Annotated in this window: 18 protein-coding genes and 1 other annotated feature (1 of these 19 cut by a window edge); of the genes, 15 read left to right on the top strand and 3 right to left on the bottom strand. The window is 45.8% G+C overall.

The genetic code is table 11. The features are described from left to right. Positions 1 to 5: 5 nt before the first annotated feature. Positions 6 to 1,697, bottom strand: coding sequence for an L-lactate permease LutP (gene lutP / locus MKY50_RS17575; RefSeq protein WP_326131738.1), 1,692 nt, complete (start codon positions 1,695 to 1,697; stop codon positions 6 to 8). Positions 1,698 to 1,924: 227 nt separating this feature from the next. On the opposite strand from lutP, the gene lutR reads away from it, so the two are divergent. The 7 genes from lutR (at position 1,925) to ganB (ending at position 10,827) form a co-directional block, all read left to right on the top strand. Continuing rightward, the gene (gene lutR, locus MKY50_RS17570) at positions 1,925 to 2,647 is read left to right on the top strand and encodes an L-lactate utilization/bacilysin biosynthesis transcriptional regulator LutR (protein WP_029318374.1); all 723 of its coding nucleotides are present in this window, start codon (positions 1,925 to 1,927) and stop codon (positions 2,645 to 2,647) included. 179 nt (positions 2,648 to 2,826) lie between these two features. Continuing rightward, positions 2,827 to 3,819 (top strand): galactan degradation operon transcriptional regulator GanR, encoded by a 993-nt coding sequence (gene ganR, locus MKY50_RS17565; RefSeq protein WP_326237032.1) that lies wholly within the window; start codon positions 2,827 to 2,829, stop codon positions 3,817 to 3,819. A 140-nt stretch (positions 3,820 to 3,959) separates the two neighbouring features. Next, positions 3,960 to 5,225, top strand: a complete 1,266-nt coding sequence (ganS, locus tag MKY50_RS17560) for an arabinogalactan oligomer ABC transporter substrate-binding protein GanS (protein WP_341117022.1) — start codon at positions 3,960 to 3,962, stop codon at positions 5,223 to 5,225. Positions 5,226 to 5,264: 39 nt separating this feature from the next. Continuing rightward, positions 5,265 to 6,521: an arabinogalactan oligomer ABC transporter permease GanP gene (gene ganP / locus MKY50_RS17555; protein ID WP_015714738.1), complete on the top strand. Its 1,257-nt coding sequence runs from the start codon at positions 5,265 to 5,267 to the stop codon at positions 6,519 to 6,521. Positions 6,522 to 6,524: 3 nt separating this feature from the next. Next, positions 6,525 to 7,376: an arabinogalactan oligomer ABC transporter permease GanQ gene (gene ganQ / locus MKY50_RS17550; protein WP_015714737.1), complete on the top strand. Its 852-nt coding sequence runs from the start codon at positions 6,525 to 6,527 to the stop codon at positions 7,374 to 7,376. An 18-nt stretch (positions 7,377 to 7,394) separates the two neighbouring features. After that, positions 7,395 to 9,458 (top strand): beta-galactosidase GanA, encoded by a 2,064-nt coding sequence (gene ganA, locus MKY50_RS17545; RefSeq protein ID WP_341117020.1) that lies wholly within the window; start codon positions 7,395 to 7,397, stop codon positions 9,456 to 9,458. A gap of 79 nt (positions 9,459 to 9,537) precedes the next feature. Continuing rightward, on the top strand, positions 9,538 to 10,827 hold the full coding sequence (ganB, locus tag MKY50_RS17540) for an arabinogalactan endo-beta-1,4-galactanase (protein WP_167408450.1): 1,290 nt from the start codon (positions 9,538 to 9,540) through the stop codon (positions 10,825 to 10,827). A gap of 53 nt (positions 10,828 to 10,880) precedes the next feature. On the opposite strand, the gene rsbP is transcribed toward ganB, so the two are convergent. Together rsbP and rsbQ are read right to left on the bottom strand one after the other, a co-directional pair. Further along, positions 10,881 to 12,092: a phosphoserine phosphatase RsbP gene (gene rsbP, locus MKY50_RS17535; RefSeq protein ID WP_341117019.1), complete on the bottom strand. Its 1,212-nt coding sequence runs from the start codon at positions 12,090 to 12,092 to the stop codon at positions 10,881 to 10,883. Positions 12,093 to 12,127: 35 nt separating this feature from the next. Beyond that, positions 12,128 to 12,937: a sigma factor SigB/phosphatase RsbP regulator RsbQ gene (rsbQ, locus tag MKY50_RS17530; RefSeq protein WP_341117018.1), complete on the bottom strand. Its 810-nt coding sequence runs from the start codon at positions 12,935 to 12,937 to the stop codon at positions 12,128 to 12,130. 283 nt (positions 12,938 to 13,220) lie between these two features. Between rsbQ and MKY50_RS17525 the strand changes: the two genes are divergently transcribed. From MKY50_RS17525 to MKY50_RS17490, 8 genes are all read left to right on the top strand, one after another. Next, positions 13,221 to 14,126: an ABC transporter ATP-binding protein gene (locus tag MKY50_RS17525; protein WP_072692770.1), complete on the top strand. Its 906-nt coding sequence runs from the start codon at positions 13,221 to 13,223 to the stop codon at positions 14,124 to 14,126. Then, positions 14,127 to 14,864 (top strand): ABC transporter permease, encoded by a 738-nt coding sequence (locus MKY50_RS17520; protein WP_003228297.1) that lies wholly within the window; start codon positions 14,127 to 14,129, stop codon positions 14,862 to 14,864. 3 nt (positions 14,865 to 14,867) lie between these two features. Next, on the top strand, positions 14,868 to 15,983 hold the full coding sequence (gene yvfT, locus MKY50_RS17515) for a two-component system sensor histidine kinase YvfT (protein WP_029318384.1): 1,116 nt from the start codon (positions 14,868 to 14,870) through the stop codon (positions 15,981 to 15,983). A gap of 16 nt (positions 15,984 to 15,999) precedes the next feature. Further along, positions 16,000 to 16,602, top strand: a complete 603-nt coding sequence (gene yvfU / locus MKY50_RS17510) for a two-component system response regulator YvfU (protein ID WP_014478018.1) — start codon at positions 16,000 to 16,002, stop codon at positions 16,600 to 16,602. 174 nt (positions 16,603 to 16,776) lie between these two features. Further along, on the top strand, positions 16,777 to 17,493 hold the full coding sequence (lutA, locus tag MKY50_RS17505; protein ID WP_014478017.1) for a lactate utilization iron-sulfur protein LutA: 717 nt from the start codon (positions 16,777 to 16,779) through the stop codon (positions 17,491 to 17,493). A gap of 26 nt (positions 17,494 to 17,519) precedes the next feature. After that, positions 17,520 to 18,959, top strand: coding sequence for a lactate utilization iron-sulfur protein LutB (lutB, locus tag MKY50_RS17500; protein WP_014480926.1), 1,440 nt, complete (start codon positions 17,520 to 17,522; stop codon positions 18,957 to 18,959). Next, positions 18,959 to 19,681 (top strand): lactate utilization protein LutC, encoded by a 723-nt coding sequence (lutC, locus tag MKY50_RS17495; RefSeq protein WP_003228309.1) that lies wholly within the window; start codon positions 18,959 to 18,961, stop codon positions 19,679 to 19,681. The genes lutB and lutC overlap by 1 nt, the downstream gene beginning before the upstream one ends. A 107-nt stretch (positions 19,682 to 19,788) precedes the next feature. Beyond that, a complete protein-coding gene (locus MKY50_RS17490) occupies positions 19,789 to 20,823 on the top strand; it encodes a glycosyl hydrolase family 18 protein (protein ID WP_033883449.1) in 1,035 nt (344 codons plus the stop codon). Positions 20,824 to 20,920: 97 nt separating this feature from the next. Next, positions 20,921 to 21,006, top strand: a binding site (T-box leader) (it continues 150 nt past the right edge of the window).

The following is a 21,006-nucleotide window of genomic DNA, read 5'->3' as shown; positions in this document are numbered from 1 at the left end:
TTTTTTTAAGGAATCATCCAGCTGAATACGTGATGCTGCAAAAAGGTGATGATACAAACGAGCAGCAGCAAAAACAGACTGTGTTTAATGGTAAAGCGGAAAAGATCTGACTCCTTTCCGGCGAGTCCTACCGCGGCGCACGCCACCGCTATCGACTGCGGTGAAATCATTTTTCCTGTGACACCGCCTGAAGAGTTGGCGGCCACAGACAGAACGGGGTCCATGCCGACTGATAATGCGGTGACTTTCTGCAGGTTGCCGAACAGCAGGTTGGCGGAAGTATCCGAGCCGGTAATGAAGACGCCGAGCCAGCCGAGGACGGGCGAAAAGAAGGTAAACATCGAACCTGTCAGCGCGAGTGTCATCCCGAGTGTCGTGCTCATTCCCGAGGAGTTGGTGACATAGGCAAAACCAACGACAGAAGCAATGGTCAAAATCGGAAGCTTCAATTCTTGGACTGTTTCTTTAAAAACGGTTCCCCAGTCTTTCCATGAAATCGCCGTGATGAACTTTGACAGCACTGCGGCAATCAAAATCGCGGTGCCGGCCGAACCAAGCACCTCCAACTTGTAAACCGCTTCAATCGGTGTACCGTCAGCATTGACAATCTGATTGTTCAAAAAAGGCACACCTGGGGAAAAAGTCAGTTTTTCTCCAACAGCATTCAGCCACTTCAAGAACACCGCAGAGCCTTCATAATGCCCGGTCAGCGCGGATTTGACAGATGGAATGCCCCATACGGAAATCATCGCCGTCAGCAGCAGAAATGGCGACCAAGCCTTAAAAATCTGTCCGCCGCTGTACGCAGGCGCCGCCGGATTTGTGCGCGCCGTTTCAATTGAGGCGGCCGACTCTTGTTCACCGGCAAACCGGAATGTTGTTTTCGGCGTCCACCATCTCAAAAACACAGCAAGCGCAGCCATTGAAACAAGAGCTGACAAAACATCGGGCAGCTCAGGCCCTAAAAAATTGGAACTGAGATATTGAACAACGGCAAAGGAAACACCAGATACGAGAATCGCCGGCCAGATCTCCAAGGCTTTCCTGAACCCGCTCATGATGATGATTAAATAAAGAGGAATAAATACGGATAAAAACGGCAGCTGCCGCCCGACCATTTGCGAAATCTCCATCGCCGGAATCCCTGTCGGCCCTTCTACGGCTGTAATTGGAATCCCAATTGCCCCAAAGGCAACCGGCGCCGTATTGGCGATCAAACAGATCCCCGCAGCATAAAGAGGATTAAAGCCGAGACCGACCAGCAGCGCGGCAGAAATGGCGACCGGCGCTCCGAAGCCTGCTGCCCCTTCTAAAAAAGCCCCGAATGAAAAAGCGATCAAGAGAGCTTGAAGCCGTCGGTCATCAGTAATCGAGAGAACAGAGCTGCGAATGATATCAAACTGTCCCGTTTTCACAGTGATTTTATACAAAAAAACAGACGTCACAATGATCCAGCCGATCGGCAACAATCCGTATACGGCTCCTTGTGTCGCGGACATCAGCGCTTTTTCCGCCGGCATACGATAAACCAATACAGCAATGATAAGGGCGATCCCCAATGTGGCCAAGCCTGCTGTATACCCCTTCATCCGTTTAATCGCGAGTGCCCAAAAAAAGAAAATAATCGGTACAAGTGCGGCAAGCGCTGATAATAGCAAATTTCCCCCTATAGGCGTATATGCCTGTGTCCATTGCATCCCAAACCCCTCCTTGAAACATAAACTGGCGCTATATGTAAGCGGTTTCTATAGATGATATGATCATCTGATGACTGGGTAATAAGACCAGTTACCTAGCATTATATTTTGAAAAAAATCAAAGTACAAGACTTTTTGACAAAATAGTCAAAATCTTTTGGCGGCCCACAAAACAGAGTATAATAGATCGTAAACAGCCAGACCTACAAGTTACGGGGTGAATTGCATTGAAATATAAACAGATTAAAACAAAAAAAATATATGAAGAAGTAGCGGATGCCCTATTAGATATGATCAAAAATGGCGAATTGAAGCCGGGGGATAAACTGGACTCTGTTCAGGCGCTTGCTGAGAGCTTTCAAGTCAGCCGTTCAGCGGTTCGCGAAGCACTTTCTGCGCTAAAAGCGATGGGGCTTGTCGAAATGAAACAGGGAGAAGGCACGTATCTGAAGGAATTTGAGCTCAATCAAATTTCTCAGCCGCTCTCAGCCGCCCTTCTGATGAAAAAAGAGGACGTCAAGCAGCTGCTCGAGGTCAGAAAACTGCTTGAAATCGGAGTGGCTTCACTAGCGGCTGAAAAAAGGACAGAAGCAGATCTCGAAAGAATTCAGGATGCACTAAAGGAAATGGGCAGCATTGAAGCGGACGGGGAGCTGGGAGAGAAAGCAGACTTTGCATTTCATCTTGCGCTTGCGGACGCTTCTCAAAATGAACTTCTTAAACACTTGATGAATCACGTGTCATCATTGCTGCTGGAAACAATGAGGGAAACGAGGAAAATCTGGCTGTTTTCCAAGAAGACCTCCGTTCAGCGGCTGTATGAGGAGCACGAACGGATTTACAATGCTGTGGCTGCCGGGAACGGTGCAGAGGCGGAAGCCGCCATGCTGGCGCATTTGACGAATGTGGAAGATGTGCTTTCGGGATATTTCGAGGAAAATGTGCAATAACCAACTCATTTCCCGGGCAATTCCACCGGTTCCGAATGATACGAACAACTGAGACTGAGCCGCAAATGGTTCAGTCTTTTTACATGGCAGCCAGAGGGCTTTGTGCACTTGACATTTGTGAAAAAGAAAGTAAAATATTTTACTAAAACAATGCGAGCTGAATAATGGAGGCAGATACAATGGCGACAATTAAAGATATCGCGCAGGAAGCGGGATTTTCAATCTCAACCGTTTCCCGCGTTTTAAATAACGATGAAAGCCTTTCTGTTCCTGATGAGACACGGGAGAAAATCTATGAAGCGGCGGAAAAGCTCAATTACCGCAAAAAAACAGTAAGGCCGCTGGTGAAACATATTGCGTTTTTATATTGGCTGACAGATAAAGAAGAATTAGAAGATGTCTATTTTAAAACGATGAGATTAGAAGTAGAGAAACTGGCGAAAGCATTCAATGTCGATATGACCACCTATAAAATAGCGGATGGAATCGAGAGCATTCCTGAACATACGGAAGGGTTTATTGCCGTCGGCACATTTTCAGATGAAGAGCTGGCTTTCCTCAGAAATCTCACTGAAAACGGCGTGTTCATCGATTCAACTCCTGATCCCGATCATTTTGACTCGGTAAGGCCCGATTTGGCACAAATGACAAGGAAGACGGTAAACATCCTGACTGAGAAGGGGCATAAGAGCATCGGTTTTATCGGCGGCACATACAAAAATCCGAATACCAATCAGGATGAAATGGACATCCGTGAACAAACCTTCAGATCCTATATGAGGGAAAAAGCCATGCTGGACGAGCGCTATATTTTCTGTCATCGCGGATTCTCTGTAGAAAACGGCTACCGCCTGATGTCAGCAGCGATCGACACATTAGGCGATCAGCTTCCGACTGCTTTTATGATTGCAGCGGACCCGATAGCAGTGGGCTGTCTGCAAGCCCTGAACGAAAAAGGAATTGCTATACCAAACAGGGTAAGCATTGTGAGTATCAACAACATCAGCTTCGCGAAGTATGTCTCGCCTCCTCTGACGACGTTTCATATTGATATACATGAATTATGTAAAAATGCTGTTCAATTACTGCTTGAACAAGTGCAGGACAAGAGAAAAACGGTAAAAACATTATATGTGGGCGCAGAATTAATCGTCAGGAAGAGTATGAATTAAGGATGACTTAGGACACTAAGTCATTTTTTATTTGGGTAAAAAAATTTACTATAGGAGGTAAATAGTTTGTTTACACATTTTCTCAGGCGTGCTATATTATCTTTAAAGCGCTTTCATTCATATCGAAAGGGTGACAATCAATGAAAAAGGCAAAAAGGTGTTCCGTATTCATGCTCTGCGCAGCTGTGAGTTTATCCTTGGCGGCTTGCGGCCCAAAGGAAAGCAGCAGCGCCAAATCGAGTTCAAAAGGGTCAGAGCTTGTTGTATGGGAGGATAAAGAAAAGAGCAACGGCATTAAAGACGCTGTGGCTGCATTTGAAAAAGAGCATGATGTGAAGGTCAAAGTCGTTGAAAAACCGTATGCCAAGCAGATTGAAGATTTGCGAATGGATGGACCGGCCGGCACAGGCCCTGACGTGTTAACAATGCCAGGGGACCAAATCGGAACCGCTGTCACGGAAGGATTACTCAAGGAATTACATGTCAAAAAAGACGTTCAATCACTTTATACTGACGCTTCCATTCAGTCTCAAATGGTAGATCAAAAGCTTTATGGACTGCCAAAAGCGGTCGAAACGACTGTCCTTTTTTACAACAAAGATCTCATCTCCGAAAAGGAATTGCCCAAAACGCTGGAAGAGTGGTACGACTATTCCAAAAAGACTGCTGATGGCAGCAAATTTGGCTTTTTAGCCCTATTCGATCAAATTTATTATGCAGAAAGTGTGATGAGCGGATATGGCGGATACATTTTTGGAAAGGCCAAAGATGGGAGCTATAACCCGTCAGACATTGGAATCAATAATGAAGGAGCTGTCAAAGGTGCGGCGCTGATTCAGAAGTTTTACAAAGATGGCCTGTTCCCGGCTGGCATTATTGGAGAACAAGGGATTAACGTATTGGAATCGCTGTTCACAGAAGGAAAAGCCGCCGCAATTATTTCTGGTCCATGGAATGTAGAAGCCTTTTCGAAAGCAGGAATCAATTATGGCATTACGAAACTGCCGAAGCTGGAAAATGGGAAAAACATGAGCTCCTTTATCGGCGTCAAAAGCTACAACGTCAGTGCATTTTCAAAGAATGCAGAGCTGGCGCAAGAATTAGCCGTTTTCCTGGCCAATGAAAAAAATTCTAAAACACGATATGAAGAGACGAAAGAAGTTCCTGCTGTGAAATCCCTAGCCAATGACCCGGCTATTATGAAAAGCGAGGCGGCACGGGCAGTTACTGAACAATCCCGTTTCTCAGAGCCAACACCAAATATTCCGGAAATGAATGAAATATGGACGCCGGCTGATTCAGCATTACAGACGGTTGCAACAGGGAGGGCGGATCCGAAACAAGCATTGGATCAAGCCGCTGAAACCGCCAAAGGACAAATTAAGGCAAAGCACAGCGGAAAATAAAGAGAAAGCTAGATTTGTATTGTAAGAGAGGTGAAAACGGTGCAGCATCGTCAAGTCGCTTTGTTGCTTTCTATCATCCCGGGGCTCGGGCAATTTTATAACAAGCAATGGATAAAAGGTATTGTCTTTCTTTTCTTAGGCGCATCGTTTTTTGCAGTCTTTGGAGATCTGCTCAATATGGGGTTTTGGGGAATCTTTACACTGGGAACAGAAGTGCCGCGGGATAATTCCGTTTTTCTGCTGGCGGAAGGAATTATCGCTGTCATCGTGACCTGCTTTGGCCTTGCGGTGTATTATGTGAATCTTCGCGATGCGTTCCAAAGCGGAAAACAGCGTGATGAAAATAAGCCATTAAGTTCCTTAAAGGAACAATACCAACATATCATTTCTGAGGGCTATCCTTATGTCGTCAGCGGCCCATCTTTGTTTATTTTAATTTTCGCCGTGATCTTTCCTATCTTATTCAGCTTTGCATTAGCGTTTACAAACTATGATTTGTATCATTCTCCTCCTGCAAAATTAATTGATTGGGTCGGTTTTCAAACGTTCGCAAATATTTTCACAGTTGATATTTGGAGGTCGACTTTTTTTGATGTACTGGCTTGGACGGTGGTTTGGACACTTGCTGCATCCACACTGCAAGTCAGCTTGGGGATTTTTCTCGCGATCATTGTTAACCAGAAAGACCTTCGGTTTAAACGTTTTTTCCGGACGATTCTGATTTTGCCATGGGCCGTTCCCGGTTTTGTGACGATTTTAATTTTTGCGGGACTGTTTAATGATAGCTTCGGTGCGATGAATCACGACATCTTGGCTTTCTTCGGGATAGATCCGCTTCCGTGGATGACAGATGCCAATTGGTCGAGGCTTGCGTTGATTCTCATGCAGGGCTGGCTTGGATTTCCGTACATCTTTCTCGTCTCAACAGGCGTATTGCAATCCATCCCGGACGATCTGTATGAAGCAGCTACGATTGATGGCGCTTCTGTCTTTTCAAAGTTGAGATACATCACGCTTCCAATGGTGTTCATTGCAATGGCTCCGATTATCATTACCCAGTTTACGTTTAATTTTAATAACTTTAATATTATCTATCTATTCAATGGCGGAGGTCCGGCTGTAACCGGATCAACAGCCGGCGGGACAGATATCCTCGTTTCATGGATTTATAAATTGACAATGCAGTCAAGCCAATATTCTCTTGCGGCGGCTTTAACCATTTTATTATCTGTATTTGTTATCTCCATCGCATTGTGGCAATTCAGACAGACAAAGTCTTTTAAAGAGGGGGCATAAGGCATGCTGGCAGATATGAAAGTCAGAAAATATATCCGTCTCCTTTTCTCTTACTTGTTGCTAGCCTTTATGGCGGTCATCATTGTTTATCCTCTCCTTTGGACGGCAGGCGCAAGCTTTAACCCTGGCAACAGCTTAATCAGTACATCCATCATTCCGAAGCATCCGACATTCGACCATTACAAGGAATTATTTGCGGGCAAAGAAAGCCTTCAATATGTGCAGTGGTATGTCAACTCAATGAAGATCAGCCTGTTTACAATGGCAGGGTCTTTGCTCTGTGTGACATTTACAGCCTATGCGTTTTCGCGCTTTCGCTTCAAAGGCAGGAAATACGCTTTAACGCTCTTTTTATTGCTGCAGATGATTCCTCAGTTTTCAGCTTTAATTGCCTTGTTTGTGCTGGCGCAAATCTTGGGAATGATCAATAGCCATTGGCTGCTAATCTTGCTTTATATCGGCGGCCTGATCCCGATGAATACGTATTTGATGAAAGGGTACATGGATTCCATTCCGATGGATTTAGACGAAAGCGCCAAGATTGACGGAGCCAGCAGCACCAGAATTTTCTTCCAGATCATTCTGCCATTATCAAAACCGATGGCGGCAGTCGTGGCCATGAACGGCTTTACCGGTCCGCTCGGAGATTTTGTGCTGTCCTCAACCATATTGAGAACGCCTGAATCATATACATTGCCCGTCGGTCTATTCAATTTAGTGAATGATGTCATGGGGGCCAGCTATACGACATTTGCGGCCGGAGCCCTGCTTATCAGCATACCGGTGGCCATCATCTTTATCATGCTGCAAAAGAATTTTGTGTCCGGACTAACCGCAGGCGGAACGAAGGGCTAAGAGAAAAAGGAGGAGAATGTGATGTCAAAGCTTGAAAAAACGCACGTAACAAAAGCGAAATTTATGCTCCATGGGGGAGACTACAACCCCGATCAGTGGCTGGATCGGCCCGATATTTTAGCTGACGATATCAAACTGATGAAGCTTTCTCATACGAATACGTTTTCTGTCGGTATTTTTGCATGGAGCGCACTTGAGCCGGAGGAGGGCGTATATCAATTTGAATGGCTGGATGATATTTTTGAGCGGATTCACAGTATAGGCGGCCGGGTCATATTAGCAACGCCGAGCGGAGCCCGTCCGGCCTGGCTGTCGCAAACCTATCCGGAAGTTTTGCGCGTCAATGCCTCCCGCGTCAAACAGCTGCACGGCGGAAGGCACAACCACTGCCTCACATCTAAAGTCTACCGAGAAAAAACACGGCACATCAACCGCTTATTAGCAGAACGATACGGACATCACCCGGCGCTGTTAATGTGGCACATTTCAAACGAATACGGGGGAGATTGCCACTGTGATCTATGCCAGCATGCTTTCCGGGAGTGGCTGAAATCGAAATATGACAACAGCCTCAAGACATTGAACCATGCGTGGTGGACTCCTTTTTGGAGCCATATTTTCAATGACTGGTCACAAATTGAAAGCCCTTCGCCGATCGGTGAAAATGGCTTGCATGGCCTGAATTTAGATTGGCGCCGGTTCGTCACCGATCAAACGATTTCGTTTTATAAAAATGAAATCATTCCGCTGAAAGAATTGACGCCTGATATCCCTATCACAACGAATTTTATGGCTGACACACCGGATTTGATCCCGTATCAGGGCCTCGACTACAGCAAATTTGCAAAGCATGTCGATGTCATCAGCTGGGACGCTTATCCTGTCTGGCACAATGACTGGGAAAGCACAGCTGATTTGGCGATGAAGGTCGGTTTTATCAACGACCTGTACCGAAGCTTGAAGCAGCAGCCTTTCTTATTAATGGAGTGTACGCCAAGCGCGGTCAATTGGCATAATGTCAACAAGGCAAAGCGCCCGGGCATGAATCTGCTGTCGTCCATGCAAATGATTGCCCACGGTTCGGACAGCGTTCTCTATTTCCAATACCGCAAATCACGGGGGTCATCAGAAAAATTACACGGAGCGGTTGTGGATCATGACAATAGCCCGAAGAACCGCGTCTTTCAAGAAGTGGCCAAGGTAGGCGAGACATTGGAACGGCTGTCCGAAGTTGTCGGAACGAAGAGGCCGGCTCAAACCGCTATTTTATATGACTGGGAAAATCATTGGGCGCTCGAGGATGCTCAGGGGTTTGCGAAGGCGACAAAACGTTATCCGCAAACGCTTCAGCAGCATTACCGCACATTCTGGGAACACGATATCCCTGTCGACGTCATTACGAAAGAACAAGACTTTTCACCATATAAACTGCTGATCGTCCCGATGCTGTATTTAAGCAGCGAGGACACCATTTCCCGTTTGAAAGCGTTTACGGCTGACGGCGGCACCTTAGTCATGACGTATATCAGCGGGATTGTGAATGAGCATGACTTAACATACACAGGCGGATGGCATCCGGATCTTCAAGCTATATTTGGAGTTGAGCCTCTTGAAACGGACACCCTGTATCCGAAGGATCGAAACGCTGTCAGCTACCGCAGCCAAATATATGAAATGAAGGATTATGCAACTGTGATTGATGTAAAGACTGCTTCAGTGGAAGCGGTGTATCAAGAAGATTTTTATGCGCGCACGCCAGCGGTCACAAGCCATGAGTATCAGCAGGGCAAGGCGTATTTTATCGGCGCGCGTTTGGAGGATCAATTTCAGCGTGATTTCTATGAGGGTCTGATCACAGACCTGTCTCTTTCTCCAGTTTTTCCGGTTCGGCACGGAAAAGGCGTCTCCGTACAAGCGAGGCAGGATCAGGACAATGATTATATTTTTGTGATGAACTTTACGGAAGAAAAACAGCTGGTCACGTTTGATCAGAGTGTGAAGGACATGATGACAGGAGAGATATTGTCAGGTGACCTGACGATGGAAAAGTATGAAGTGAGAATCGTCGTAAACACACATTAGGCTGATGCTCCGCTCGATATGGGCGGATTCTTTTTTCTGCATTTTGGAAAACGCTTACTAAATCGTGAGGGGTGGAGTCATGAGGAATGGAGTGAAAATGTGCTTAGCGGCTGCCATCGTGTGGAGTGCATTCAGTTCACCGGGATCTGCCGCTGCCGTTGAGAAGGAGAAGTATATGCCAGAGCTTCGGGCAGAGGATCTTTTTGTTAAAAAAGTAGAGGGAATGAACAAAGACTTTATTAAAGGGGCAGATGTGTCCAGCGTTATTGCTTTGGAAAATAGCGGTGTCACCTTTTATAATACAAGCGGAAAACGCCAGGACATCTTTACAACCTTAAAACAGGCTGGGGTCAACTATGTTCGCGTCCGCATCTGGAATAACCCGTATGATTCAAATGGCAATGGGTATGGCGGGGGAAACAATGATGTTCAAAAAGCCATCGAAATCGGAAAAAGAGCGACAGCGAACGGAATGAAGGTGCTGGCCGACTTTCACTACTCTGATTTCTGGGCCGATCCAGCGAAACAAAAGGTGCCCAAAGCCTGGACGAATCTCAGCTTTGAAGCAAAAAAAGCAAAGCTCTATGAGTATACGAAACAAAGCCTGCAAAAGATGATCAAGGAAGGCGTTGACATCGGCATGGTTCAGATCGGAAATGAAACAACAGGAGGATTTGCCGGTGAGACTGATTGGACGAAGATGTGCCAATTATTTAATGAAGGAAGCCGAGCGGTCAGGGAGACAAATTCAAATATTTTGGTTGCCCTGCATTTTACCAATCCTGAAACGGCTGGAAGGTATTCATTTATTGCGGAAACACTCAGCAAAAACAAAGTGGATTATGATGTGTTTGCGAGCTCCTATTATCCTTTCTGGCATGGGACATTACAAAATTTGACCTCCGTGCTGAAGGCTGTTGCCAATACGTACGGCAAAAAAGTCATGGTGGCGGAGACATCGTACACCTATACCGCCGAGGATGGCGATGGGCATGGAAATACAGCACCAAAAAGCGGGCAGACGCTGTCATATCCAATTTCTGTTCAAGGCCAGGCAACTGCAGTAAGAGATGTAATGGAGGCAGTGGCGAATACGGGCAAAGCAGGACTTGGTGTTTTCTACTGGGAGCCGGCGTGGATTCCAGTCGGGCCGAAGACACAGATAGAGAAAAACAAAGTGTTATGGGAAACATACGGGTCAGGGTGGGCGTCCAGCTATGCTGCTGAATACGACCCTGAAGACGCCGGGAAGTGGTATGGGGGAAGTGCTGTAGATAATCAAGCTTTATTTGATTTTAATGGACACCCGCTGCCTTCTTTGCAGGTGTTTCAATATGCGGAGTCAGGACATATTCCAAAGAAACGCTGAAACAAAAAAATCCATGAGATGTAACAAATCATTGTTATGTCTCATGGATCATTTTATTTTACATCAACTAATATAAAACATTCGTCATCACTCTTATGATGAGCTTCCTTTTGATGCTGCAGTGATGTAAGGATGTTCTCCTTCAGGTCAGCGATCGGCGAATCAGGATGATCCTTTAGTAAATCAAATAAATAACATGAAGCCGTAGGATCCATCACGCCATCCGTATACAGAAGCAATCTTCCGTCCTCCGTGTATGAAAGGCTGCTTGACTGAAACTCTAAGTCTTCAAACATCCCGATCGGAGGCGAGGTCGCGTGAAGCAGATGTTGAGTTCCGCTATCGTCCTGCCAAAGTGCCGGCGGATGCCCTGCGTTGACATAATCAATTCTTTGCCGTGCTATATCAATCTCGAGATAAATAGCAGTGCAATAATGTCTTGCTTCCTCATCATTTTGAAACAAGCTGTGAAGGTGCCGGTCCAATTCCTTCATAACTTTAACGGGGCTGAGACCTTGCGTGATCTGGCGCTGGAACAAAGGATGAAGAGACATCGTAATCAATGCAGATGAAATTCCGTGCCCCATCACATCAAGGATAATAATGCCGTAACGGTGTTCATCGATTTGATAATATCCGTAAAGATCACCTGACAATTCACTCGATGCGTTGTAATAAGAGTCAATCTGAACCTGATCGTTTACAATCGGTTCAGTCAACGAGTTTTTCTGGATCTTTCTGGCGAGTTCAAGCTCTCTTTTGGTGTTTAATTTAAATTGTTGATTTTGTTTATTGATCTCAAGAAGTTCTTCTTGTTTTGCTTTCAGCGTTTCCAAGGCAATTTCTAACTCCGCATTGGCTTTCTGTTTGGCAAGCAATGCTTCCTGAGCCTCATTTCTGGCTATCAGCAGCTCATTTTCATATTCATTTCGCTTTCGCATTGGAATAAGAACACAATCAAAGACAGAAGCCTCGCTATCGTGTCTCGCAATAGCATTGATAAGGACGGGAATTTCTTCTCCATCTCTTGCTTTCAAGGAAATGTATATTTCTTCGATGTGATGCTCCAATTTCAAAAGCGGAAAAAAATAAAGCTGGCAGAAAAGCTGTGCGGGAATGGTCAACATCATATTCATGTGCTGGCCGATAACCTGCTCCGGCTCATAATCCAGAATCTTGATAAGGGTGCGGTTGGCAGCTATGATCGACCCCTCTTCTGACAAAGCGAGGAAACCGCATGGTGCATCATTCAATTGTTTGTCCATCTAAGAGGGTCACCTCTATCCCTTTCGTTCCTATATCACACGTGTGCTTTTAAATAATCGCCGATCAGCTGTATCGTCTCATCTGGATGGCTCATATGAGGGCAATGTCCGAGAGCCTCCATTTGTTTCAGACTGCTATAAGGCAGATGCTGATGCATATACTTACCTACTGTTGCAGGTGCGATGATATCATCTGCACATTGGAGAATAAGAGAGGGAACCGTTACCTTCGAAAGATCCTCTCGGTGATCAGAAAAAAACGCCGCTTTCGCGAATTGGCGGGCAATGACAGGATCAGTAGAACAAAAACGGCTTTCAAGCTCTTCCTTAATTTCAGGCCGATCTGGCTGATTCAGAACGGTTGCCGCAAATACAGTCGCCCAGCCGATATAATTTTTCTCCATCATCTCCAGCAAGCCAAGGAGCTGCTCCTCTTCAAATCCTCCGTAATACTCAGGCGGATCATTCAAATAGCAAGGAGAAGGCCCCACCATCACCAGATGGGAAAAAAGCTCCGGGCGGCGGATGGATGCAAGCATCCCAATCAAGGCCCCGACGGAGTGACCCACAAACACGGTTTCCTTCAGATCTAAAGCTTCACAAACATCAAGAACATCCTGGGCATAGCCGTCAAGTGTCTGGTAACGATTCAGGTCATATGCGCGCAAATCTGAATGTCCCGAACCGACGTAATCAAATAAAATCACCCGATGATCTTCTTCAAAGGCAGGTGCCACGGCATTCCACACGCTTTGATCGCATCCAAAACCAGGTGCGAACATGATAGATGCTTTGCCGCTGCCTTTCACCTTCACATGATTTCTAGACAAAATCGCTTCGTTCATGATTGGCTCCTTTCAGCCGGAAAGTAATATAAAGTTCAATATTTCTATCATAACACTCGGATGGTTTGAAGAGTGTATCTTTCTATGAATGTCACAGCAGTTTAAAAGAAAGAGGACATGGGAGATAGAAAAGATGGATGAATTGGAAGATGCAGGAGGAGGATTGCCTAGACACCGGGGTGAGAAAAAAATGACATTTGTCACTCCATCATCATGACACCCCATACTAACATCGTCTTCTCCGTCATTTTACAATCAATGTAAACGATCAGGAGGTGCTCATGTGATGAAAGAAGCAGTAACAGTAAGCAACGTGACAAAACATTTCCAGCGAAAAACCGCTGTAAACCACATCAGCTTCAGTATTGAAAAAGGAGAAATTGCAGCCATTCTCGGGCCAAATGGGGCAGGGAAGACGACCGTCGTCTCGATGATATTAGGATTGCTGAAACCGAGTGAGGGAGAAATCAAACTATTTAACCGGGTTCCCGATGATCAACAGGTTCGTGAAAAAATAGGTGTAATGCTTCAGGAAGTAAGTGTCATGCCGGGCCTTAAGGTGGATGAAATCCTTGAACTCTTCCGGAGCTATTATCCGAATCCATTGTCCATGAAAGAACTCGTTTCGTTAACAGCACTCACCAAAGAAGATTTGAAAACAAGAGCAGAAAAATTATCCGGCGGACAAAAACGCCGTTTGAGCTTTGCTTTGGCTCTTGCCGGGAACCCGGAGCTGCTTATACTTGATGAACCGACAGTCGGCATGGACACTTCATCAAGACACCGATTCTGGCAGACCATTCACGGACTGTCGGACCAAGGAAAAACGATTATTTTTTCAACTCATTATTTACAGGAAGCAGATGATGCCGCACAGCGAATCCTATTTTTTACTGAAGGACAGCTTGTTGCAGACGGCTCACCAATGCAAATCCGCTCAAGAATTCAAAAACAGTCTGTTTCCTTTACGCTTCATTCAAGTGAATCATTGGAAAGGCTGTCTTGTCACCCGGAAGTCGAGAGAGTGATCCACGAGCATGAGAGAACCATCATCCAGACATCAAATACAGACAAAGTGTTGGCGCTGATCTTTCAAGAAAACATACATGCACGGGATATTCGAATTGAGCAAGCAACGCTCGATGAGGCATTTCGCCAGCTGGCTGACGGCAACAGGGAGGCGATGTGAGTGAACGTGCTGCAAAAGCAAAGCATCGCTGAAATGAAAAGGGTGCTTAGGAACAAGTACTTTGTGCTTTGGTCTCTGATCATGCCGATTGCCTTTTATTATTTCTTTACAAATGTAGTGAATACCAACGTCCCTGATCAACGTGCATGGGAAGCCCATTACCTGATGTCGATGACAGTCTTCAGCGTGATGGGTTCCTCTATCATGACGCTTGGCATCCGAATGGTACAAGAACGGTCACAAGGCTGGGCCGCCTTTATCCGCCTTACGCCTCTTCCGGATCATATCTATTTATCAGCTCAGATGATCGGCCAAAGTGTCATTCACGTTTTATCAATTACCGTCATATTTCTGTTCGGCGCAATCATCAATGATATTGCCTTGTCACCGTTTGAATGGATGATGAGCGGACTGTGGATTTTGTTTGGCGCATTGCCTTTTTTAGCATTAGGCACACTAATCGGCCTCATGAGAAAAGTAGAAACAGCGGCCGGAATCAGTAATGTGCTTTATATGCTGCTGGCTTTAGGCGGAGGGATGTGGATGCCGTTTGAGGTCATGCCTGACATGATGCAGAGCATTGGCCAGTGGCTTCCGTCTTATCATTTCGGGAGCGGAGCGTGGGAACTTGTCCGGGGTGGGAGTCCGACTTGGAAAAATATTCTGATATTAATCGCTTATATGATGCTCTTCATGCTACTATCTAAATATATAAGAAGAAAACAAGAAGCGGTGTAATACATGAAAAAGGCAATATCTATTTTCCCGAAGGAATTCGGGTTTTTCCCTTATATCTTTCTGGTGTATACGATTATGCCGTTCCTCTCTTTATTAAAAGAATCAGGTGTCAAACAGGGGATCGGATATGGCATGCTGCTCCTTTTTGTAGCGGCATATCGCCAGTTATTCTGCAGCGTGGGCAAAGCTTCGTTTACATATTGGCTTATCGTGCAAATGGCGGTTATTTTGATGTATAGTGTGTTTTACAATATCACCTATATATACTTAGGTTTTTTCCCGGCAAACTTTGTTGGCTATTTCAAAGAGAAAACGAATTTTAACCGTGCGTTCTGCGCTTTAATCTTTATACTGCTTTTTCCATGCCTATACCAATTTATCGCGAATTCGGTCTCGCTCCGGGAGCTTTTTTCTGTTCTCCCGTTTCTCGTCATTATGCTCATTTCTCCATTCGGCATTCGTTCTATGTTTCGGAGAATTGAGCTTGAAAATAAGCTTGCACAAGCCAACGAACAGATAAAAGAACTCTCTAAAAGAGAGGAGCGTGTTCGAATCGCCCGTGATCTTCACGATACTCTTGGCCACACCCTGTCGCTGCTTACATTAAAAAGCCAGCTCATTCAGCGGCTGGCTGCATCTGATCCAGAACGGACCAAGCTTGAGGCAAAAGAAATGGAAACCAGTTCACGCTCCGCACTCAAGCAAGTTCGAGAGCTGGTTTCTGATATGAGAACGGTCACGATAACAGAGGAGCTCGTAAACATTCAGCACATATTAAGAGCGGGGAACATTACCTTTCAATACGAAGGAGCGGACGACTTTTCAGCGATATCTCCCGTCACTCAAAATATTATCAGTATGTGTATGCGGGAAGCCGTGACTAACATTATCAAGCACAGCAAAGCAACCCACTGTGCCATCACCATTTCTCAGTTTGCTGACAAAATGAGGATCGTGATACGGGATGACGGAAAGGGAGCGCCGAAGGAGAAAATGTTTGGAAATGGCCTGCGGGGAATGGAAGAACGGCTCATGCTCATTGAAGGGGGATTAACGGTTTCAGATCATAACGGAACGGTTGTGGCACTGACGATTCCGCTTATTAAAAAAGCAGAATGATTGGAGGACGAAAAGAATGATTCGTCTGTTTATTGCTGAGGACCAGCGCATGCTTTTAGGCGCTTTGGGATCCTTGCTTGATTTAGAAGAGGATATGACAGTCATCGGACAAGCATTGAACGGGGAAGAGGCGCTACATGCTATTTTGAAGCTGGAGCCGGATGTATGCATTATGGACATTGAAATGCCGGTTCGAAGCGGGCTGGATGTGGCAGAGGAATTAATGAAAAAAGGCTGCGTCAGCAAGGTCATTATTTTAACCACCTTTGCTCGCCCCGGATATTTTGAACGCGCCGTAAAGGCCGGTGCACATGGCTATCTGCTGAAAGACGGCGAAATTGACGATCTGGCCGATGCCATTCGAAAATGTGTAAAGGGAAAACGTGTCTTCAGCCCTGAGCTGACGTTTAATATGATGCGAGACGAAAATCCGCTAACCGTTAGAGAGCAAGAAATTCTGAGGCTTGCGGCTTTAGGCAAGACAACAAAAGACATTACGCTGGAGCTCTATTTATCTCAAGGCACAGTTCGAAACTATATCTCAGAAATCATCCAAAAGCTTCATGCGAAAAATCGGACAGAAGCCGCCAGCATTGCTGAGGAAAAGGGCTGGATCTAACCATATACTTCACTCCTGGGAGATCGGGAGTGTTTTTGATATGCCACAAATGAAAATATCCCTAGAAAACCCTTTCCTTCCATTGTCAGAATAGTGTACGATATTCATATAGTTATTTTAACTCAGGTCATCAGATGACCTGATCATATATTGGAGATGAGAGAGGGGTTCATCATGAAAGTCTCACTTTTTGTCACTTGTCTTGTTGATATGTTTCAAACAAATGTCGGAAAAGCAACGGTTGAGCTGCTGGAGCGGCTTGGGTGCGAGGTTGATTTTCCGGAAGGGCAGATTTGCTGCGGGCAGCCGGCTTACAACAGCGGCTATGTACATGACGCCAAAAAAGCAATGAAACGGATGATCGAAACGTTTCAGGATTCCGAATATGTTGTCAGTCCTTCCGGTTCCTGCACAACGATGTTCCGAGAGTATCCGCACCTGTTTCAGGATGATCCGAAATGGGCCGATAAAGCGCAAAAGCTGGCGGATAAAACGTATGAACTGACAGATTTTATTGTGAACGTCCTTGGGGTAGAGGATGTCGGCGCGACCCTTCATACAAAAGCGACCTTACATACGTCGTGCCATATGACTAGGCTGCTGGGTGTTCGGGAGGAGCCGATGAAGCTGTTGAGCCATGTGAAGGGCCTGCAGTTTACAGAGCTTCCGGGCAAACATAACTGCTGCGGATTCGGAGGAACGTTCTCCGTCAAGATGGCGCAGATTTCTGAGCAGATGGTCGATGAAAAAGTCGAATGTGTGGAGGAAACGGGAGCAGAGGTGCTGATCGGTGCTGACTGCGGCTGTTTGATGAATATCGGGGGACGGCTTGGCCGAAAAGATAAGAATGTCAAAGTGATGCACATCGCCGAAGTGCTCAACAGCAGATAAAACTGGATACAGAGGGGGAAAGGATCATGGCGATGAAAATCGGTACTGACGCTTTTAAAGAGCGGGTATCACAGGGGATTGATAATGAATTTATGAGAGGCGCTGTTTCGGGTGCACAGGAGCGTCTGCGGACGCGGCGCCTAGAGGCAGCAGAAGAACTGGGAAACTGGGAGGAGTGGCGCTCATTATCAGAGGAAATCAGGCAGCATGTCCTTGAAAACCTTGATTTCTATCTTGGACAGCTTGCCGAAAATGTGGCGAAAAGAGGCGGACATGTCTATTTCGCGGAAACAGCGGAAGAGGCGTCTTCTTATATTCGCGATGTCATTCAAAAGAAGAACGGGAAGAAAATTGTGAAATCTAAATCAATGGTCACAGAGGAAATCAATCTGAATGAGGTGCTGGAGAAGGAAGGCTGTGAAGTCGTAGAAACCGATCTCGGCGAGTATATTTTGCAGATTGATGATCACGATCCGCCGTCACATATCGTAGCGCCCGCCCTTCATAAAAATAAAGAGCAGATACGCGATGTGTTTAAAGAAAGACTGGACTATCAACATACAGAAAAACCGGAAGAGCTGGTGATGCATGCGCGCGCCATTCTCCGGAAAAAGTTTCTGGAAGCGGATATCGGCATTACCGGCTGTAACTTCGCCATCGCTGACACGGGTTCCGTCAGCCTTGTGACCAATGAAGGAAATGGACGGCTTGTGAGCACCTTGCCGAAAACACAAATTACCGTCATGGGAATGGAGCGGATTGTCCCGTCATTTTCTGAATTTGAAGTGCTAGTCAGCATGCTGACTAGAAGTGCTGTCGGACAGCGGCTGACAAGCTATATTACAGCTTTGACGGGTCCGAAGCTGGAAGGTGAAGTGGACGGTCCGGAAGAATTCCATCTTGTCATCGTTGACAATGGACGATCCAATATCCTTGGAACGGAATTCCAGTCTGTGCTGCAATGTATCCGCTGTGCCGCCTGTATCAATGTCTGTCCTGTGTACCGCCATGTCGGCGGACATTCATACGGCTCAATCTACTCGGGACCGATCGGAGCGGTTTTATCGCCGTTGCTCGGCGGTTATGACGATTATAAGGAGCTGCCGTACGCGTCTTCACTGTGCGCGGCTTGTTCAGAAGCCTGCCCGGTCAAAATCCCGCTTCATGAGCTGCTACTCAAGCATCGTCAGAATATCGTCGAAAAAGAAGGCAGAGCGCCGATCAGTGAAAAGCTTGCAATGAAAGCATTCGGACTTGGCGCATCCTCTTTATCGCTTTACAAAATGGGCTCAAAATGGGCGCCGGCCGCCATGACGCCTTTTACAGAGGACGAAAAAATTTCGAAAGGGCCCGGCCCGCTTAAAAATTGGACACAGATCCGTGACTTCCCGGCACCGCATAAATCGAGATTCAGAGACTGGTTTGCGGACAGAGAAACAAGTGAACGCACGAAGGAGGAGCAGTGATGACGAAGGGAACCATTCAGAATCAAGAGAGCTTTTTAAATCGAATCGCATCCAGCCTGGGCCGTGAAAGAAGAACAGGAGGCGTGGCAGTCCCTGAATGGGCGCATCAGCCGCAATATAAAACACTTGAAGGTTATTCAGCAGATGACTTAGTCACAGTGCTCAAAAACCATTGTGTCAAAATCCATACAGAGCTGATTGAAACGGATTCAACCGGCCTTTATGATGCCCTGCGCGAGCAAGTCAGCCGCTTTTCCGGAGGCCCTGTCATCATTCCGAAGGACCCCCGCTTTGAAGAATACGGACTGAAAAGCCTGCTCACCAAGGACTGGCCGAGTGAAGGAACGCCGGTCTGGGAGTGGGATGCTGACAAAGGCGAGGAAAATATCAAAAAAGCGGAGCAAGCCAATGTAGGGATTACATTCAGCGAAATTACATTGGCTGAGTCGGGGACGGTTGTCCTCTTCTCCTCAAAAGACATCGGCCGATCTGTCAGCCTTCTGCCGACGACTTATATTGCGATCGTGCCGAAATCAAGCATTGTACCGAGAATGACACAAGCCAGTGATATCATCCGCCAAAACATTGCGAACGGTGTCACTGTTCCTTCATGTATCAACTACATTACCGGACCGAGCAACTCAGCAGACATTGAAATGGATTTAGTTGTGGGAGTGCACGGACCTGTAAAGGCAGCATATATTCTCGTCTCTGACCGCTGAACTCAGGAAGCCCGGCAGGCATATGCCGGGCTTTTTGCTTGTAAAAACTTCAACTTCCAATTTTTTGGCCGATGAGAAGAGTATGACTTGATACAGGAGGAAATGCGATGAAAAAATGGCTGATCATAGCGGTTTCACTGGCGATTGCGATTGTTCTGTTTATGTATACAAAAGGAGAAGCGAAGGCAGCCGGTATGACAGTAGGCTACACGACTGGGGATACGGCTTCATACAATTCTCTTACGAAATATCATACATACATGAATGCCATCGCAACCGATACATTTGCGTTTGAAAAAAACGGACAAATCATTGGCGATGCCCCAACTAAGCAGCTGACATATGCGAAAAAGAAAAAAATCAAGACATGGGCTGTCATTTCAAACTATAATGATGCCATTTATGATTTTGACGGAGATTTAGCGAGTCGGGTCATGAGCAATAAAACAGCGAAAAAACGATTCACAGATCAGTTAATTACACTGGCCAAAAAGCACTCATATTACGGAATCAATATCGATTTTGAAGCAGTAAATCCAGAAGACCGCGCTGCATACTCGAACTTCATTCAATATGTCTCACAGGCTTTGAATAAGAAACATATTAAAACAATGGTATCCGTTCCGGCCAAAAGCGCCGATGATAAAAATGATGACTGGAGCTGGCCGTATGATTATGCGAAAATCGGCAAATATGCCGACTTCGTACAAGTCATGACCTACGATGAACACGGCATTTGGGGTGAGCCGGGGTCAGTGGCAAGCACAAACTGGATCAAAAGCTCTCTGCAGTTTTCAGTCAAAAAGATCAAAGCCAATAAAGTCATCATGGGAATCCCTGCGTACGGCTATGACTGGGATGTAAAAGACGGAAGTACCAGCACAATAAGGGAATGGAATGAGCTCAAATCCCTCATCCAAAAACAAAAAGCAAAGCCGGCATTCAACAAAAAATCAGGCTCGATGACATTTTCTTATGTTGACAAAAAGAAGCATAAACATGTCGTGTGGTATGAAAACGAAAAAACCGTTCAAACGAAAAGCCATCTGGCAAAGCAATATAAAATAGCAGGTGTTTCAGTTTACGCATTAGGAAACGAGTCAGAATCCTTTTGGAAAGCCATTCGAAAAGGGACAAAATAACAGTTTCTTTTTTCTCTGAAGTTATTGACAGTTAAAAGAGAAGCACGTATATTATGTTAATATATTCAGATCATAAAATTTGAGTTTTTCAGAAAACTAAAACACATAGATTGGGAGCAGTAAAAGAAAGTGATCAGAACAGAGAGCTGCGGGGTGGTGCGACGCAGCCTGATTCTTCTTTGA

Source organism: Bacillus sp. FSL R7-0685, assembly GCF_038002425.1.
GTDB classification, from domain to species: Bacteria; Bacillota; Bacilli; order Bacillales; family Bacillaceae; genus Bacillus; species Bacillus subtilis.
Note: the sequence above shows the minus strand (reverse complement) of the source record. Positions and strands in the feature narration are given on the sequence as shown.

Bases quoted from the DNA above. Each gene is read 5' to 3' on its own strand.
- ganR (WP_326237032.1), top strand. From the start codon at position 2,827: ATGGCGACAATTAAAGATATCGCGCAGGAAGCGGGATTTTCAATCTCA.
- rsbP (WP_341117019.1), bottom strand. From the start codon at position 12,092: ATGGACAAACAATTGAATGATGCACCATGCGGTTTCCTCGCTTTGTCA.
- ganB (WP_167408450.1), top strand. From the start codon at position 9,538: ATGAGGAATGGAGTGAAAATGTGCTTAGCGGCTGCCATCGTGTGGAGT.
- lutA (WP_014478017.1), top strand. From the start codon at position 16,777: ATGAAAGTCTCACTTTTTGTCACTTGTCTTGTTGATATGTTTCAAACA.
- lutB (WP_014480926.1), top strand. From the start codon at position 17,520: ATGGCGATGAAAATCGGTACTGACGCTTTTAAAGAGCGGGTATCACAG.
- ganQ (WP_015714737.1), top strand. From the start codon at position 6,525: ATGCTGGCAGATATGAAAGTCAGAAAATATATCCGTCTCCTTTTCTCT.
- yvfU (WP_014478018.1), top strand. From the start codon at position 16,000: ATGATTCGTCTGTTTATTGCTGAGGACCAGCGCATGCTTTTAGGCGCT.
- yvfT (WP_029318384.1), top strand. From the start codon at position 14,868: ATGAAAAAGGCAATATCTATTTTCCCGAAGGAATTCGGGTTTTTCCCT.
- lutC (WP_003228309.1), top strand. From the start codon at position 18,959: ATGACGAAGGGAACCATTCAGAATCAAGAGAGCTTTTTAAATCGAATC.
- rsbQ (WP_341117018.1), bottom strand. From the start codon at position 12,937: ATGAACGAAGCGATTTTGTCTAGAAATCATGTGAAGGTGAAAGGCAGC.
- lutP (WP_326131738.1), bottom strand. From the start codon at position 1,697: ATGCAATGGACACAGGCATATACGCCTATAGGGGGAAATTTGCTATTA.
- ganS (WP_341117022.1), top strand. From the start codon at position 3,960: ATGAAAAAGGCAAAAAGGTGTTCCGTATTCATGCTCTGCGCAGCTGTG.
- MKY50_RS17490 (WP_033883449.1), top strand. From the start codon at position 19,789: ATGAAAAAATGGCTGATCATAGCGGTTTCACTGGCGATTGCGATTGTT.